We start from the raw sequence: 15,543 nt of genomic DNA on the forward strand, positions 1-15,543 counted from the left end.
ATGGCCAAACTGACCCTGGCCAGCGTGGACGCGCTGCGTACCCGCTTCGCCGATGACGCCGTCTGCGATGCGGCCCTGGCCGCCTTCGCCGACACCGCTGCACTGCGCGTACCGCTGCGTGAGCTGGTGGAGGCACAGCACCGTTACCTGCAGGCCGAATTCGAAGTGGCGCAGGTGGCCGATGTATTGCGCCGCGACCAGAAGTACGCGCCGGTGGGCCGGCCGTCGGTGCACATCGTGCAGCTGCGCAAGCAGCAGGCCGCGACCAAGCAGGCGGCGCTGATCGCACGCCAGGTGGTGGCGCAGGCCGCGCAGACCTTCGTGCGCGTGAGCGGGCTGGCGGTGAAAGCCAAGCAGAGCCCGAGCGAAGCGTGCGTGGCATGGTTGGGCGCGTTGCGCTGAGGGATCGTGCGGACCAACGGTCCGCACCCACCAGATGCAGGTTGGCGTCTACCGGGTAGTGCCGGCCGCTGGCCGGCAACCCCATCAGCATCGGGCACCCCGCATGCAGCCGGCCAGCGGCCGGCTCTACCGGCACCCAAAAAGAAGGCCCGCTTTTCAGCGGGCCTTCTGCCTTCTCACGACGAGTGAGCGGGGTGCATCAAGCCGCCGGCTTTTCGCCGGTGGCTTCGGTGGTGATGCGGATCTTCACTTCATCGCTGACGTTCGGGGCATACGCGCCAACGCCGAAATCGCTGCGCTTCAGGGTGGTGGTGGCATCGAAGCCAGCCGCCGGAACCTTGGCCATCGGGTGCTCGCCACCGCCGTTGACGGTCACGTCCAGGGTGACCGGCTTGGTGATGCCCTTGATGGTCAGGTCACCGGTGACGGTCAGCTTGTTGGTGCCGGCCGCTTCCACCTTGGTGCTCTTGAAGGTGGCATCGGCGAACTTGGCGGCGTCGAAGAAGTCGGCGCTCTTCAGGTGCTCGTCGAACTTGGCGGTGAAGCTGTTCAGGCCGCTCAGCGGCAGCTTCACTTCCACGGTGGACTTGGTCACGTCTTCGGCGTTGTACACCAGGGTGCCCTCGACGTTGCCGAAGTGCGCGCTCGGGTTGGAGAAGCCGAAGTGGCTCCACTGGGCCAGCACGTCGGTGTGGGTCGGGTCCAGCTTGTAGGTGCCCGAGGCGATCTTGATCGCTTCGGCGGCCGGCGCGGCAGCGGCGGCATCGGCGGCCGGGGTGGCGGCCTGCTCGGTGGTGGCCGGGGCGGCGGCATCGGCGGCCGGGGCAGCGGTGTCGGCCGGCTTGGAGCAGGCGGCGATGGCCAGGGTCAGGGCCAGCGGCAGCAGCAGTTTACGGGTGGCGCTCATCTCAGGAACTCTCCGGATCGTAGGGTGGGTACACGGTGCAGCAAGAGCCCGCCGCGGGACGGCGGGCCCGAAACCGATACAACGACTTACGCGATGCGCGCCGCTTCGTCGAACGACAGGCGCGGCAGACGCGGGAACAGGCCCGCCGGGTCACCGTAACCCAGGTTGACCAGGAAATTCGACTTGATCGAAGTGCCGGCGAAGAAGGCTTCGTCGACCTTGGCCGGGTCGAAGCCGGACATCGGGCCGGCATCCAGGCCCAGCGCGCGTGCGGCCAGGATCAGGTAGGCGCCCTGCAGGCTACCGTTGCGGAGGGCGGCTTCGTGGCGGCCTTCCTGCGGGCCGTCGAACCAGGCCTTGGCATCGGTGTGCGGGAACAGGTACGGCAGCTTCTCGTGGAAATCCAGGTCGAAGCCGATGATGGCGGTGACCGGAGCGGCCATGGTCTTGTCGTGGTTGCCTTCGGACAGGGCCGGGGCCAGCTTGGCCTTGGCTTCCTTCGAGGTGACGAACACGAAGCGGGCCGGCGTGGTGTTGGCGGCGGTCGGGCCCCACTTCACCAGGTCGTACAGTTCCTGCAGCAGGCTGGCCGGGACCGGCTTGTCGAGGAAGGCGTTCTGGGTGCGGGCAGTACGGAACAGCTGGTCGAGGGCAGCAGCGTCGAGCGCGTGGGACATCGGTGGATCTCCAGGGCGGCTAAGGGAAGTCAGTGCCCGCGGGCGGCGCGGGGCGAAACGACGAGCCGCAGTGTAGAGTGTCGCGACTGTTGCAACACCCAGCAGGGCTGAAACGAATTAATGCCAATGGTGAAACGATCGAGCGCGCCATGGACGGTCACTGACGGCCGTGCGGGCAATGTCCGCCAGGCGGTCGCGCTGGCCTCGGCGCTGCGCCAGGGCACCCACCGACCGCTGGTCCTGCAGCCCCGCGCACCCTGGCGCTGGCTGTCGCCGCGGCGCCTGCCGGGTGATGTGAACGGCTATGGCGAGGCTTTCGCGTCATTGGCTGCCGAGGCCCCGGCGCTGGCGATCGGCTGTGGCCGCCAGGCCGCCGGCGCACTGCGCGTCCTGCGGGCACGTGGCAGCCAGGTGGTGCAGATCCTCGACCCTCGCATCGGCGCACGCCACTGGGATGTGGTGGTGGTGCCCGAACACGATGCCCTGCGTGGCAGCAACGTGCTGACCCTGCTCGGCAGCCTCAACCCGGTGGACGACGACTGGCTGGCCTGGGGCCGCGCCGCGTTCGCCGGCTTCAGTACCTTGCCCGGCCCGCGCACCGCGTTGCTTGTCGGTGGACCGACGCCGCTGGCGCCGTGGGATGAAACGGCGATGGTGGGCGTGTTCCAGGCGCTGGCCGGGCAGATCCGCAGCGAAGGCGGCAGCCTGCTGGCGACCACCTCGCGACGCACGCCGCCGGCGTTGGCCGAGATCCTGCGCGCGACGTTCGCCGACCTGCCGCATGTGATCTGGGGCGACGGCGGCGACGGTACGAATCCTTATGGCGGCCTGCTCGGCTGGGCCAACCGCGTGGTGGTCTCGCCCGATTCGGTGAACCTGCTGTCTGAAGCCTGCGCCACGCGCATGCCGGTGATGGTGGCGCTGGCCGATACCGCGCAGGGCCGGCTCGCGCGCTTCCAGCAGCAGCTGCGCGAGCGCGGGCGGCTGCAGGCGCATTGGCTGGACTGGCAGTACGACCGCATCGAACCACTGCGCGAGACCGCGCGGGTGGCCGCGGAAGTGAAACAGCGTCTGGCATTGGGGTAGTGCCGGCCGCTGGCCGGCAATGCTCTACGCGCTACCGAAGATCCTGACGTTGCCGGCCAGCGGCCGGCACTACCGGGTGCGCAGCGTTTTCTGAACATTTCGATCCGACTGTGCGGTTAGAGTCCAGCGTCCCCCATCACGCTGAACGTCTTCATGCGCACCCTGCTCCTGCTGCCCCTGGCCCTGCTCGCCGCCTGCTCCACCACGCCCACCGAGCTGGATCCGATCTCGTATCAATGCCAGCAGCAGCTGGACGCGTACCGCGAACAGCCGGCGCTGCGCGATCCGAAGACTGGTCAGCGCCCGCCGCTGCCGGTGGCCCCGATCAGCGACGCCTGCGACAAGGAACTCCAGCGCAAGGGCCTGGACCGCCCGCTGCGCTGACCGGCGTATGATCGGCGCGCGGGCCTGCCCGCCGTTGAAGGTATCGACATGGATCGTTTTTCCCCCCTGCCCCGCGCCGTGCTGCTGATCACCAGCCTGCTGGTGACCGCGCCCGCTTGGGCCAACAGTTCCGAGTGCCGCGAACGCTACCCGAGCGTGGCGTCGCAGGCGGCGATGCTGGACGTGGCCTGGACCACCGCCGAACGCCTGGACGCGCTGCCCGATGTGGACGTGGTGGTCGCCGCGCGCGGTGGCCAGGACCTGAGCCGCTACGGCCTGCGCCACAGCCACCTGGCCTTCCTGCTGCGCGAGGACGACGGCCGCTGGCGCGCGATGCACCTACTCAACCGCTGCAAGACCGACAGCTCGCAGCTGTACCACGAGGGCCTGGGCAACTTCGTCGGCGAGAGCGGCGGGCATACCGACCTGCGCATCGGCGTGCCGTCGGCGCCGCTGCGTGCTGCATTGAAGGCGATGCTGGTGTCGCCGTCGATCCAGCCCAAGGCGCTGCACGAGACCAGGTACAACGTGGTCGCCTACCCGTTCGCCACCGACTACCAGAACTCCAACCAGTGGGTACTGGAGATGCTGGCGGCAGCGATGGCACAGGCCGACGGTGCGCCGGCCATCGTCAAGCGCGAACAGGCCCAGCAATGGCTGCGCCAGCAGAAGTACCAGCCCAGCGTGCTGCATATCGGCCTGGGCAAGCGCGTGGGTGCGCGCCTGTTCATTGCAAACGCCACCACCACCGACCACCCCGCCGGCGAACGCATTTCCGGCAACTATTCGGTGGTGACGGTGGAATCGGTATTCGACTTCCTGCACCAGCGCAGCCAGCTGCAACAGGAACTGGTGATCCCCCATGTGCCGGTGGCCGGTGCTGCTGCCGCCACGCCCTGAATCCCGCGAGGAGAACGACATGCGTCCGCTGCCTGTTTCCCTGATGTCGATGGTGATCATTGCCGGCCTGCTCGGCGCGAACACCGCCCATGCCGAACGCCGCATCATCATCCTGCAGGACCCGGGTCCGCAGGGGCCGAGCCTGGAAATGTCCGCGCCCCTGGTTGCTTCCGCGCGCGCCGCCGCTGCCAAGGAAGCCCGGGATGCCGGGCTGCCGCCCGGCCACGGCGCATCGGTGAAGCTGCCGCAGATGCAGGTGAGCGCCATCGCCACCACCGTCGACGGCCGCCGCGAAGTACTGCTGCGTGATGCCAACAACCCGCAGAACACCGCGTCGATGCAGTGGCCGAAGCGCCCCGGTGATCCCGCCGTGCAGTTCACCGTGGGCCAGACCGTGAACTTCGAGCCGACCGGCACCGACCAGGGCTGGCAGGTGAAGGACAACCAGGGCCGCCCGCTGGAATATCTGCCCGAGGCCACCGGCCCGCGCGACATCTTCGATACCCGGCGCTGAGCCGCCGCCCCCACGTTGACCAGGAGGTCTCCATGTTCCGTTGCCTGCGCATTCCCGCGTCCGCCCTGCTGCTCTCGGCGCTGCTGGTGCCCACTGTCCATGCTGGCGCCGCGCCGCAGTTGAACAGCAGCGAGGCCAGCGTGATCGTGACGTCGTTCGTGGTGCTGTCGTTGCCACTGGCGGCCTCTATGGGCTTGTCCGAACTGTCCAAGGCGCCGTTCAAGGCCAGCGAACGCAACGGCCGGGCCACGCGCACCAAGGCAGTGCCGCTGCCGCCGATGGAGGTGAAGAAGGTGGAGACCACGCCGGAGGGCGAGCGCCAGGTACAGCTGCAGGTGCCGGACAAAGCCGACCAGACCGCCACCCTGCGCTGGCCGGCGCACGTGCATGAAGACCAGGCGGCAGGCTTCGTGGTCGGCCAGCAGGTGCACTTCGACCCCACCGAAGCCGGTGCCGGCTGGACCGTGAAAAGCGCGCAGGGCCAGGCACTGGCTTACGTGCCCACCGCCTACGCCGCTGGCGATGTGATGAGCGAAGCGCTGTAAAGCTGAACGACCGGTTTTGGCTTTGACGCGGGCCGGGCGGATAATGGGCGATCCCCTTTGTCCCCCTGGCTCGCCATGTCCGTGCGTCCTGCCCCTCTTTTTGCCCCGCTGACCCCGCGCGCCCTGGTGCTGGCGGTACTGGCGATGGGCGCGGTGGTGCTGCTGTCCAACGTACTGGTGCAGTACCCGATCAACGATTGGCTGACCTGGGGTGCCTTCAGCTATCCAGTCGCGTTCCTGGTCAGCAACCTGATCAACCGCCGCTTCGGCCCGGGCCCGGCGCGCCGCGTGGCGTGGATCGGCTTCCTGGTGGCGGTGGTGTTGTCGGTGTGGGTGGCCACGCCGCGCATCGCCATTGCCTCGTGCTCGGCCTTCATCGTGGCGCAGCTGCTGGACATCACCGTGTTCGACCGCCTGCGTCGTGGCAGCTGGTGGCGCGCACCGATGGTGGCCACCACCTGCAGCGCGACGGTGGATACCACCATTTTCTGGTCGATCGCGTTTGCCGGTTCCACCCTGCCGTGGGTGAGCTGGGCGGCGGGCGACCTGGCGGTGAAGCTGGCGATCGGCGTCTGCCTGCTGGCCCCGTTCCGCGCGTTGTTGTGGAAGATGGCACCGCTGCGCGCCACCAGCTGACCGCACATGCTCTGGTGGGTGCCGACCTTGGTTGGCACGCTCCATCGGAGTTCATTACCGCTGGCGGATTGTGCCGACCAACGGTCGGCACCTACCAGGAGCAGGCATCGCAGGGCCATTGATTCGGTGCCGACCGTTGGTCGGCACGCCCTGCAGAACTCATCGCTGCCGACAGATTGTGCCGACCAACGGTTGGCACATACCAGGAGCGGGCATCGCAGGGCCATTGATCCGGTGGGTGCCGACCGTTGGTCGGCACGCCCTGCAGAACTCATCGCTGCCGACAGATTGTGCCGACCAACGGTCGGCACCTACCAGAAGCGGGCATCGCAGGGCCATTGATCCGGTGGGTGCCGACCGTTGGTCGGCACGCCCTGCAGAACTCATCGCTGCCGACAGATTGTGCCGACCAACGGTCGGCACCTACCAGGAGCGGGCATCGCAGGGCCATTGATCCGGTGGGTGCCGACCAACGGTCCGCACCTACCCAAAGTTGTTGCAGCATTTGCCCCCGCTCAGGCGAACGGCAGCTCCGCGGCTCTGCACGCTGCCGTAATCGCGGCACACGCCTCTTCAATCGCAGGCGTGGTCGGTGCCAACCGCGGGCGCCGATCCAGCGTGCAGGCCAGGCCCACGTCCAGCAGCGTGGCGTGCGCGCCATGCAGTGCCTGCGCGGTGGCATCCGGCAGGAAACCGGCAACCGCCAGCGCATCGATCAACGACGGCGTATCGCGCGGCTGCAGCAGCGCCGCATGCTGCGCACTGCGTGCCAGCACGCCGGTCTGCAGCAGGAACTCCAGGTCCACTACGCCGCCGGCACCCTGCTTCAGGTCCAGTCGTGCGGCATCGCTGCGGTCCAGTTCGGTGCGCATGCGGCCGCGCATCTTCAGCACGTCCGCATACAGCACACCCGTGTCGCGCTCACGCCCCAGCGTCTGTGCACGCACCTGCTCGAAGTCGGCCAGCAGGCTGGCATCACCGGCCACGCCGCGTGCGCGCACCAGGGCCTGGTGTTCCCAGGTCCATGCGCGTTCGCGCTGGTATTCGGTGTAGCTGGCCAGCGAAGACACCAGCGAACCCTTGCCACCGTCCGGGCGCAGGCGCACATCGATGTCGTACAGGCGGCCGGCGGCGGTAACCGCGCCGAGCAGGGCCATCACTTTCTGCGCCAGGCGCGCATACCAGCGGCCCGGCTCCAGCGGACGCGCACCATCGCTGGCGTCCACCCCGGCCGGGTTGTCGTGCAGGAATACCAGGTCCAGATCGGAACCGAAGCCCAGTTCAAGCCCACCCAGGCTGCCGTAGCCGATGATCGCGAAACGTCCGCCGGGAATCCCGCCGTGTGCGGCGTGCATGTCCGCTTCGGCCATCGCCAGCACGGTGACCACCACCGCCTGCGCCAGTTCGGCCAGTTGCCGGGTGCTGTCCACCGCGCCCTGGCGGCCATCCAGCGTAGCCATCGCCATGCGGAAGCTGAGCGCCAGCCGCGTCTCGTTGAGCCAGCGCAGCGCGGATTCGGGATCCTCCACCGCCAGCACCTGCTGGCACTCGGCCAGCATGCCGGCGGCATCCGGCATCGGCCCGGACACGCGTACGTCCAGCAGTTCGTCCAATAGCAGCGGATACGCCGCCAGGCGCTCGGCCAGCAGCGCGCTGCGCGCCAGCACATCCACCAGCCGCGCCAGCGCACTGGGCTGCTCGTCCAGCAGCGCGAGATAGCTGGTCCGGCGCAGCACCGCCTGCAGCAGGCCAAGCACACGCTTGAGCGCGGCGTCGGGTTGTGGCGAGCGCGTGGCCGCATGCAGCAGTGCCGGCAGCACGCGATCCAGCCGCGCACGCGCCGCATCGGACAAGGACTTCACGCCGGTGCCCTGGGCGAAATCGCGCAGTGACTGGTCGGCGCCGTTGGCATCGAGGAAGCCGGCTTCGGCCAGCAGTGGTGCGTTGCTGCCTTCGGGCAGGCTGCGCCAGTAGTTGGCCAGCGCGTCGGGCGCGGCCTGGCCCTTGCGCGGCGCCAGCAGCGCGGCGAATTCAGTACTGACCCGCTGCTGCTGTTCGGCCAACGCCGCGCGCAGCACGTCCCAGTCCGCATAGCCGAGGCCGACGGCGATGCGTTCGCGGTCCAGCGCGTCGCTGGGCAGTACGTGGGTCTGCGCGTCGCGCAGCATCTGCAGTCGGTTCTCCAGCCGGCGCAGGAACAGGTAAGCCTCGCGCAGTGCACTGCCATCCTCGGGCGCGATCTGACCGGCGGCGACCAGTGCATCCAGCGCCACCAGCAGGCGACGCTCGCGCAGTGCCGGTTCACGGCCACCGCGGATCAGCTGCAACGCCTGGCACAGGAATTCGATTTCGCGGATGCCACCGGCGCCACGCTTGATGTCCTCGTGCAACTCGCGGCGCGCGACCTCGGCGGTGATCGCCGCCTTCATTTCGCGCAGGCCATCGAGCGCGGTGAAATCGAGGTAGCGGCGGTACACGAACGGGCGCAGGGTCTGCAGCCACGCTTCACCGGCGGCGATGTCGCCGGCCACCGCGCGCGCCTTCAGCCACGCGTAGCGTTCCCAATCGCGGCCCTCGCGCTGGAAGTACTGGTCCATCGCCGCGAATGACAGTGCGACGCGGCCAGCGCTGCCGAACGGGCGCAGACGCAGGTCGACGCGGTGGCTGAAGCCATCGACGGTGGTTTCGTCCAGCAGCTTGGCCAGGCGCTGGCCGAGACGGGCGAAATACTCTTCGGCGGCCAGCGCGCGTGGGCCATCGGATTCGCCGCCGTGCGGGTACGCGTAGACCAGGTCGATATCGGAACTGAAGTTGAGCTCGCCGCCACCGAGCTTGCCGAGGCCGAACACCACCAGCTGCTGCGGGACGCCTTCGCCATCGCGAACCACGCCGTGGCGCTGGGCGAATTCCTGCTGCAGGGCCTCCAGTGCCAGCCGCAGGCAGTCTTCGGCCAGGGTGGTGGCACCGGCCAGGGTCTGCGCCACGTCGTCCAGCCCGGCAAGGTCGCGCCAGATCAGCCGTGTGGACATCGCCGCACGCCAGCGCCGGATCTGCGCCGGCCAGTCGCTGGGCTGCAGCGGGTCGAGCACCGGCGCCGGGATCGGCGGGCAGCCGGGCGTGGCCAGCTGCGCCAGCAGCGCGGGTTGGCGTACCAGGGTGTCCAGCGCGAAGTCGCTGGCCACCGCCAGCCGGGTCAGCAACGGCAGCAGGTCGGCCGGGATGGGCTCGGGCAGGACCTGGGCCAGGCGCGCCAGGGCGCGGTCGACAAGAGGCTGCAGGGAGACGGGCAGATCAGCGGGGGCGAGGGTCATGGGCTGATTGTATCGACCCGGTCGGGACGCAACGGACCCGGTAGTGCCGGCCGCTGGCCGGCAACCCCGGTAACCTTCGGCAGCATCATCGGATCTGCCGGCCAGCGGCCGGCACTACCAAGTCAACGGATCTGCCGGTTAGCGGCCGGCACTACCGACAATGGAGGCCGCGTATTCATACTGGGCAACAGGCAATAAAAAAGCCCGCTTGCAGCGAACTGCCAGCGGGCTCTGCTCCCTCCCCCACGTCGGGATGCAGGGCCATCGTGCGGGCTGCGAAAGCACTTTGCACGCTGCACTGCAAAACAAAACCGACGGGTTTGGGTGAGCCCCTGGGGAAAAGCCATTCCACGAAGGTAGAACCCCCCGTACGGATGAGGATGGCCGATAATCGGAATTCCCCCCAGCAACACGTGTCGTCATGTCTGTTGATCGCATCGCCAACGCGCGTCTCCGTGACCGCGTGGTCTCCGCAGAGGCCGCAGCCGCGCTGATCCAGCCCGGTGAAACCGTGGCCATGAGCGGCTTTACCGGCTCCGGGTATCCCAAGGCCGTTCCCGTCGAACTGGCCCGCCGCATTGAAGCGGTGCATGCCCAGGGCAACCCTTTCCAGATCAAGCTGATGACCGGCGCCTCCACCGCGCCGGAACTCGATGGCGCGCTGGCCAAGGCCGATGGCATCGCCATGCGCATGCCGTTCCAGAGCGACCCGGATGCGCGCAACCGCATCAACGAGGGCAAGCTGGATTACATCGACATCCACCTCAGCCACGTTGCCCAGCACGTGTGGTTCGGCTTCTACGGCGAGATCGATACCGCCGTGATCGAAGTCTCGGCCATCCGCGAGGATGGCTCGCTGGTGCCCTCCACCTCGGTCGGCAACAACAAGACCTGGCTGGACCTGGCGAAGAAGGTGATCGTCGAGGTCAACGAATGGCAGCCGGCCGGCGTCGACGGCATGCATGACATCTACTACGGCACCGCGCTGCCGCCGCACCGCAAGCCGATTCCGCTGGTGAACGCCAACGACCGCATCGGCGACACCGCGCTGCGCTGCGACCCGGACAAGATCGTGGCCGTGGTACGCACCAACGGCCCGGACCGCAACAGCCCGTTCAGCCCGATCGATGCGACCAGCGAGCAGATCGCTTCGCACCTGATCGAGTTCCTCAAGCACGAAGTGAAGAAGGGCCGCCTGCCGCCGAACCTGCTGCCGCTGCAGTCGGGCGTGGGCAACATTCCCAACGCGGTGCTGGCCGGCCTGGCCAAGAGCGGTTTCCGCGACCTGGCCGCGTTCACCGAAGTGATCCAGGACGGCATGCTCGACCTGCTGCGCGACGGCGTGCTGAGCTATGCCTCGTGCACGGGTTTCGCGCTGAGCCCGCAGGCCAACGAGACGTTCAAGGAGAACATCGATTTCTACCGCGAGCGCATCATCATGCGCACGCAGGAAATCTCCAACCATCCGGAACTGGTGCGCCGCCTGGGCTGCATCGGCATGAACGGCATGATCGAGGTGGACATCTACGGCAACGTCAATTCGACGCACGTGATGGGCACGCGGATCATGAACGGCATCGGCGGTTCGGGTGACTTTGCCCGCAACGGTTTCCTGTCGGCGTTCCTCAGCCCGTCCACCGCGAAGAACGGCACCATTTCGGCGATCGTGCCGATGGCCAGCCATGTCGACCACACCGAGCACGACGTGTCGGTGATCGTCACCGAACAGGGCCTGGCCGACCTGCGTGGCCTGACCCCGCGCAAGCGCGCGCAGGTGCTGATCGACAACTGCGCGCATCCGGATTTCCGTCCGCAGCTGCAGGATTACTTCGACCGCGCCAGCCGCGAGAGCTACGGCAAGCACACCCCGCACCTGCTGCCGGAAGCGCTGTCGTGGCACCAGCGCTGGCTGGATACCGGAACGATGAAGGGCTGATTGCGTTGGGGGTCAGAGCCCTTTTCTGCCGAAAAGGGATCTGACCCCGATCATGCGCAACGTTGGGGTCGGATCCCTTTCCACAGGAAAGGGCTCTGACCCCAGCTACGGAATCGGGTAGTGCCGGCCGCTGGCCGGCTTCCCCAACAGCCGGCCAGCGGCCGGCTCTACCTTCACGCGGTGCGCAGCGCCGCCAGCGACTCAGCCTGCAGCCGCTCGTAGATCTCGAACTCGTCATGCACCGCCACGCCCAGCGCCTGCTCGAAGGCCTCGCGGTTGGCATGTGCGGCATAAGCGCGCTGTTCTTCACCACCCAGGTTCGACTGGAAGATGCCCGCGGCACTGACCGGCAGGAAATCCTCATAGACGATCGGATCGGCCGTGGCCAGGCCGGCGGCCACCAGCACTTCAGCCGGCAGATCCGCCACGCGCTCGGGCGCGGCACGGCCGGCGTCGGTCAGCTGGTAGCGGTAATAGCCCAGTCCTTCCTGGCGCAGCGTGTCATGGTCATCCGGGAAGCTGGCGAACACCGCCTGCAGGCGCTGGCCGTAGTCGCCGCCGGTGCTGCCTTCGCCACCGGCATCGCGGGCCTGCGACAACAGCTGGTCGTACAGCGCGCGGCCCTTCGGGGTCAGCGCAAGGCCGCGCTGTTCGATCTCGCCGAAGCGCGCGGTATGGGTGCCGGCATCGCCGCCTTCGCCGCCCGGGAAATGCACGGCCTCTTCCAGTGCCTTGAAGCTGGTCTGGCGCAGCAGGATCGGGCAGGCGCGGCGCGGCGGGCCCTCGATCACCGCCTTGGCCGCCATGCCGTGTTCGATCATCGCCGCCTGCGCAGCGTCGATGTCCAGCGTGCGCGGGGTCAGGTGGTTGATGTGCGGGCCACGGAAGCTGACCACGTCGGCCACCAGGCGATGCGCGTTGTGCAGCGCGTGGTAGGTCGGCAGGTCGACGGTGGCATCGCCGTGCCAGCGGAAGGTTTCCAGCGCTTCGTCGACGAAGCGTTCGGCATCGGCCTGCGCCAGGCCGCCGTCACGCTCGGCCTGGTCGATCAGTGCGAGCGCGCCGTCGGTGAAGATGCGGCGGCGCGCAAGGATCTTCGCCGATTCGGCACGCAGCGCGTCGTCTTCGATCAGCTCCAGGCGCAGCAGCGAGGTGAACACGCGGAACGGATTCTGCGCCAGCGCCGCGCCGGTGAGCGGGCGGAACGCGGTGGAATGCACCGGCACGCCCGCGACCGACAGGTCGTAGTAGCCGACCGGATACATGCCCATCACCGCGAACAGGCGGCGCAGCGTGGCCAGTTCCTGCACGGTGCCCACGCGGATCGCGCCATGGCGTTCTTCATCCAGGCGCGCGCGCTCGTCGTTGCGCTGCAACTGCGCGGCCAGAGCGGGGTCCTGCTCCAGCACCTGCGCGTTGATCCGCTCCACCAGTTCCACCAGCGTGCCGTACAGCGGCACTTCGGTGCGGTACATGCGGGACATGGCCTGTGCGAACAGGCGGCGGATCACATCAGGCGAAACCAAAGAGGCGCTCATCAGTCACTCGATTACGGGAACGGGGGAACAGCTCGGACCCGTATTGTCGCCGGAGTGCATGGCGGCGGCGATATGCAGAGCAACATGAAGGAAACCGGTAGTGTCGGCCGCTGGCCGGCAACCTCTCGATGCCAGGATTAGTGCAGTTGCCGGCCAGCGCCCGGCACTACCGGTTGAGCTGGCGCTTCAGCGTGGCATCCAGGGTGATCGGCCGGTCCCAGTGCCCGTAGCTGGCCACGATGGCGTGGCGCACGGCGCGGTAATGCAGGTTGTCCGGCTTGGTGGGCATGCGCTTCACCACCGCCTCCCAGCCGCCGTCCGGGTCCTGGCTGAAGGCGCGCACGCTGTCGCGGCAGGTCTGGCCGCTGGCCTTGGCCCAGAAGCAGGCGAAGTAGATGTCCCCGGCCTGCCAGCCATGGGTGGTGAACAGCGCGCTGATGTAGCCACGGGGCACGTCGGCATAGCGCGATACCTCATCGAGAAAGGCATCCGGGTAGCGTTCGGCGTAATGGTTGATGTCCTGCAGCTGGGCATCAACCCAGCTGTCACCGGTTGCCACCTCATACGCAGCCGAACGCTCGGCGGTCTGCTGGGCCAGCACGGTGGCCGGCGCCAGCAGCAGGGACAACAGCAACACGCGCAGTCGGTAATTCATGCCCCGATTCTGCCGCAGCCGCCGGGCCCTGTCAGGCCGCCGCAGCGGCCTTGGCTTCGATCGCCGCCAGTGCGGCCGGCCAGTCGTGGGCGGTATCGGCGGTGACCATGCGCGGTTCGTCGTCGGCCACGCCGTGCTGGGTCTCGTGGGCCCAGGTCACCGCGTACGGGGTATGCACGCCCCAGCCACCCAGGGTAACCACCGGCTCGATGTCCGAACGCAGCGAGTTGCCGACCATCACGAAGCGCTGCATGGGCAGATCGAATTCGGCCAGCACGCGGGCGTAGGTTTCCGGGTCCTTCTCCGAGACGATCTCGATGCGCGGGAACAGCTCGCCCAGGTTGGCGACCTTGATCTTCGCTTCCTGGTGGAACAGGTCGCCCTTGGTGATCAGCACCACCGGGTAGTGCTCGGCGATGGCCGCCACCGCTTCGCGCACACCGTCGATCAGTTCGACCGGGTGGCGCAGGGTGTCGTGGCCGATATCCAGGATGCGCTGGATGTCCTTCGCTTCGATGCGCTGCCCGGTGATGTCGATGGCCGCTTCGATCATCGACAGCGTCATGCTCTTCACGCCGTAGCCGAAGGTGCCCAGGTGGCGCTGCTGCACTTCCAGCAGGTGGCGCGCGGTCTGGGTGTCGTGCACGTCGACGTAGCGCGACAGCAGGTCAAGGTAGTCCTGCTCGGCCTTGCGGTAGTAGTCCTCGCTCTTCCACAGCGTATCGTCACCGTCAAAACCGACCAGGCCGATGGCGCGCGACGGCGCAGGCGTGGAGGAGTTCATCGCGCAAGGATACAGGGGCCGTGGTGACGAAAAAAACCCGGGCGGCCGAAGCCGCCCGGGTTCCCATACGCCCCGATACAGGTCTTACCTGCCCTGCGCACCCTGCGCTGCGCCGCCGGCGCCGGCCTGCTGGGCGGCCACATAGGCCTTGTACTCATCGGCGCTCAGCTCGCCGTCCTTGTTGGTATCAGCCTGGTCGAACACCTGGGCCAGGCCCGCGTTCACCTGCGCCTCGGTCTTGCTGATGGTGCCGTTGCCATCGGTATCGATGCTGGCCCAGGTCTGGCCACCGCCGTTGGCCTGCGCCGATGCGGCTGCGGCGGCGTTGGTCGCCTGGTCGGCGGCCTGGCCGGCCTGTGCAGCCGCCTGCTGGGCCTGTGCGGCCTCGTTCTGCGCATGCGCCGCCTGCTGCTTGGCCGACTGGGCCATCGCCGGAATGGCCAGCACGCTGCCAGCGGCGACGATCAGGGCGATCAGGGGCTTGCGGTTGCGAATAGTCATCAGGGGTGTCTCCTGCCAATTGGGTGGTGTTGCGCGGCGTGTTGTCTCCGCACGGCACCTACCCTGCCACTCCGTTTCTGAATCGATTTTGCCCCGCGACCCGCGTCAACACGCACCATTAACCACTCGCCCCCGCGCATGCATTAGCACGGTGGTTAGCAGCAAGTGAGCAGCTCATAAGATGCGCATTCAGCGCAGCCGGATTTAACTGGCAACCAACGAAAAACCTGCGTCAGTCGACGGTTTTTTCCGATGACCGCGAACTGAACAACACCCAGCCGAGCGCAACACCGGCGAGCGCACCGGCGATTTCCAGCACCACGCGGCTGCCGAGTTCGTTCGGATCGTGGATGGTGGCCAGGAACAGGCGCGCGTACAGCGGCGACTCCAGCCGCACGATGCCCATGTAGAACAGCTTCCATGCATCGATGCCGGCGGAGATGATCACGGCGATGACACAGGACCACCCGATCGCGTGACCCGCGGTCCAGTGCAGGAGCCGGCACAGCTGCGACCACAGGAAGTACACCAGCAGCCCGACCAGCAGGGCGATGGCGCCGGCTTCCAGGGTACCGAGCAGGCCGAAGTGCAGGGGAAGGTTCATCGGGTGGGCAGGGATGAAGAGGCGGCCAGTGTAAGGGATCTGCCCCGGACCCGATCCGGTAGCCACAGTAGATCCACGCCATGCGTGGATGAATCTCCATCGAAATCGAGTATCTCGACGATTGAACAAAAAGCAGCCGATGAACAAAGAGCAGCCGAGCATG

16 protein-coding genes are annotated in these 15,543 nt (G+C 67.7%); 8 read left to right on the top strand and 8 right to left on the bottom strand.

Annotation, left to right across the window (positions count from 1 at the left end; all coding sequences use genetic code 11):
• Positions 1-402, top strand: coding sequence for a hypothetical protein (locus tag AC5P9N_RS07595; RefSeq protein WP_099484919.1), 402 nt, complete (start codon positions 1-3; stop codon positions 400-402).
• 199 nt (positions 403-601) lie between these two features.
• On the opposite strand, the gene AC5P9N_RS07600 is transcribed toward AC5P9N_RS07595, so the two are convergent.
• Complete coding sequence (locus tag AC5P9N_RS07600; protein WP_005407837.1) at positions 602-1,309, bottom strand: YceI family protein; 708 nt, start codon at positions 1,307-1,309, stop codon at positions 602-604.
• A gap of 86 nt (positions 1,310-1,395) precedes the next feature.
• Complete coding sequence (locus AC5P9N_RS07605) at positions 1,396-1,986, bottom strand: malonic semialdehyde reductase (protein WP_005407836.1); 591 nt, start codon at positions 1,984-1,986, stop codon at positions 1,396-1,398.
• A 126-nt stretch (positions 1,987-2,112) separates the two neighbouring features.
• On the opposite strand from AC5P9N_RS07605, the gene AC5P9N_RS07610 reads away from it, so the two are divergent.
• From AC5P9N_RS07610 to AC5P9N_RS07635, 6 genes are all read left to right on the top strand, one after another.
• Positions 2,113-3,072: a mitochondrial fission ELM1 family protein gene (locus tag AC5P9N_RS07610; protein WP_005407835.1), complete on the top strand. Its 960-nt coding sequence runs from the start codon at positions 2,113-2,115 to the stop codon at positions 3,070-3,072.
• A gap of 153 nt (positions 3,073-3,225) precedes the next feature.
• Complete coding sequence (locus tag AC5P9N_RS07615) at positions 3,226-3,456, top strand: hypothetical protein (RefSeq protein ID WP_005407834.1); 231 nt, start codon at positions 3,226-3,228, stop codon at positions 3,454-3,456.
• 48 nt (positions 3,457-3,504) lie between these two features.
• Positions 3,505-4,356 (top strand): DUF2145 domain-containing protein, encoded by an 852-nt coding sequence (locus tag AC5P9N_RS07620; RefSeq protein WP_099484920.1) that lies wholly within the window; start codon positions 3,505-3,507, stop codon positions 4,354-4,356.
• Between the two features lie 19 nt (positions 4,357-4,375).
• Positions 4,376-4,870 (top strand): hypothetical protein, encoded by a 495-nt coding sequence (locus tag AC5P9N_RS07625; RefSeq protein WP_005407832.1) that lies wholly within the window; start codon positions 4,376-4,378, stop codon positions 4,868-4,870.
• A gap of 32 nt (positions 4,871-4,902) precedes the next feature.
• Positions 4,903-5,415 (top strand): hypothetical protein, encoded by a 513-nt coding sequence (locus AC5P9N_RS07630; RefSeq protein ID WP_099484921.1) that lies wholly within the window; start codon positions 4,903-4,905, stop codon positions 5,413-5,415.
• A 75-nt stretch (positions 5,416-5,490) separates the two neighbouring features.
• A complete protein-coding gene (locus AC5P9N_RS07635; protein WP_060380532.1) occupies positions 5,491-6,051 on the top strand; it encodes a queuosine precursor transporter in 561 nt (186 codons plus the stop codon).
• A 515-nt stretch (positions 6,052-6,566) separates the two neighbouring features.
• Here AC5P9N_RS07635 and glnE read toward each other — a convergent pair.
• On the bottom strand, positions 6,567-9,362 hold the full coding sequence (gene glnE, locus AC5P9N_RS07640) for a bifunctional [glutamate--ammonia ligase]-adenylyl-L-tyrosine phosphorylase/[glutamate--ammonia-ligase] adenylyltransferase (RefSeq protein WP_099484922.1): 2,796 nt from the start codon (positions 9,360-9,362) through the stop codon (positions 6,567-6,569).
• Positions 9,363-9,783: 421 nt separating this feature from the next.
• On the opposite strand from glnE, the gene scpC reads away from it, so the two are divergent.
• Entirely contained in the window at positions 9,784-11,298 is a 1,515-nt protein-coding gene (scpC, locus tag AC5P9N_RS07645; RefSeq protein WP_005407828.1) for a succinyl-CoA:acetate CoA-transferase ScpC, read from the top strand.
• Positions 11,299-11,471: 173 nt separating this feature from the next.
• On the opposite strand, the gene hglS is transcribed toward scpC, so the two are convergent.
• The 5 genes from hglS to AC5P9N_RS07670 all read right to left on the bottom strand — a co-directional run bounded on the left by hglS (position 11,472) and on the right by AC5P9N_RS07670 (position 15,380).
• On the bottom strand, positions 11,472-12,836 hold the full coding sequence (gene hglS, locus AC5P9N_RS07650; RefSeq protein WP_099484923.1) for a 2-oxoadipate dioxygenase/decarboxylase HglS: 1,365 nt from the start codon (positions 12,834-12,836) through the stop codon (positions 11,472-11,474).
• Between the two features lie 166 nt (positions 12,837-13,002).
• A complete protein-coding gene (locus AC5P9N_RS07655; RefSeq protein WP_099484924.1) occupies positions 13,003-13,491 on the bottom strand; it encodes a hypothetical protein in 489 nt (162 codons plus the stop codon).
• A 31-nt stretch (positions 13,492-13,522) separates the two neighbouring features.
• Entirely contained in the window at positions 13,523-14,275 is a 753-nt protein-coding gene (locus AC5P9N_RS07660) for an HAD family hydrolase (RefSeq protein ID WP_099484925.1), read from the bottom strand.
• A gap of 84 nt (positions 14,276-14,359) precedes the next feature.
• Positions 14,360-14,776 carry an EF-hand domain-containing protein gene (locus tag AC5P9N_RS07665; protein ID WP_005407824.1) on the bottom strand — a complete coding sequence of 139 codons (417 nt, stop codon included), beginning with the start codon at positions 14,774-14,776 and terminating at the stop codon, positions 14,360-14,362.
• A 232-nt stretch (positions 14,777-15,008) separates the two neighbouring features.
• Positions 15,009-15,380 carry a hypothetical protein gene (locus AC5P9N_RS07670; protein WP_012478956.1) on the bottom strand — a complete coding sequence of 124 codons (372 nt, stop codon included), beginning with the start codon at positions 15,378-15,380 and terminating at the stop codon, positions 15,009-15,011.
• Between the last annotated feature and the right edge of the window lie 163 nt (positions 15,381-15,543).

This window comes from Stenotrophomonas sp. YJH_SMC_6 (genome assembly GCF_059371335.1).

Coding starts and splice junctions, on each gene's coding strand:
- AC5P9N_RS07635 (WP_060380532.1), top strand. CDS start 5,491: ATGTCCGTGCGTCCTGCCCCTCTTTTTGCCCCGCTGACCCCGCGCGCC.
- AC5P9N_RS07670 (WP_012478956.1), bottom strand. CDS start 15,380: ATGAACCTTCCCCTGCACTTCGGCCTGCTCGGTACCCTGGAAGCCGGC.
- AC5P9N_RS07655 (WP_099484924.1), bottom strand. CDS start 13,491: ATGAATTACCGACTGCGCGTGTTGCTGTTGTCCCTGCTGCTGGCGCCG.
- glnE (WP_099484922.1), bottom strand. CDS start 9,362: ATGACCCTCGCCCCCGCTGATCTGCCCGTCTCCCTGCAGCCTCTTGTC.
- AC5P9N_RS07600 (WP_005407837.1), bottom strand. CDS start 1,309: ATGAGCGCCACCCGTAAACTGCTGCTGCCGCTGGCCCTGACCCTGGCC.
- AC5P9N_RS07610 (WP_005407835.1), top strand. CDS start 2,113: ATGGTGAAACGATCGAGCGCGCCATGGACGGTCACTGACGGCCGTGCG.
- scpC (WP_005407828.1), top strand. CDS start 9,784: ATGTCTGTTGATCGCATCGCCAACGCGCGTCTCCGTGACCGCGTGGTC.
- AC5P9N_RS07660 (WP_099484925.1), bottom strand. CDS start 14,275: ATGAACTCCTCCACGCCTGCGCCGTCGCGCGCCATCGGCCTGGTCGGT.
- AC5P9N_RS07615 (WP_005407834.1), top strand. CDS start 3,226: ATGCGCACCCTGCTCCTGCTGCCCCTGGCCCTGCTCGCCGCCTGCTCC.
- AC5P9N_RS07595 (WP_099484919.1), top strand. CDS start 1: ATGGCCAAACTGACCCTGGCCAGCGTGGACGCGCTGCGTACCCGCTTC.
- hglS (WP_099484923.1), bottom strand. CDS start 12,836: ATGAGCGCCTCTTTGGTTTCGCCTGATGTGATCCGCCGCCTGTTCGCA.
- AC5P9N_RS07620 (WP_099484920.1), top strand. CDS start 3,505: ATGGATCGTTTTTCCCCCCTGCCCCGCGCCGTGCTGCTGATCACCAGC.
- AC5P9N_RS07665 (WP_005407824.1), bottom strand. CDS start 14,776: ATGACTATTCGCAACCGCAAGCCCCTGATCGCCCTGATCGTCGCCGCT.
- AC5P9N_RS07625 (WP_005407832.1), top strand. CDS start 4,376: ATGCGTCCGCTGCCTGTTTCCCTGATGTCGATGGTGATCATTGCCGGC.
- AC5P9N_RS07630 (WP_099484921.1), top strand. CDS start 4,903: ATGTTCCGTTGCCTGCGCATTCCCGCGTCCGCCCTGCTGCTCTCGGCG.
- AC5P9N_RS07605 (WP_005407836.1), bottom strand. CDS start 1,986: ATGTCCCACGCGCTCGACGCTGCTGCCCTCGACCAGCTGTTCCGTACT.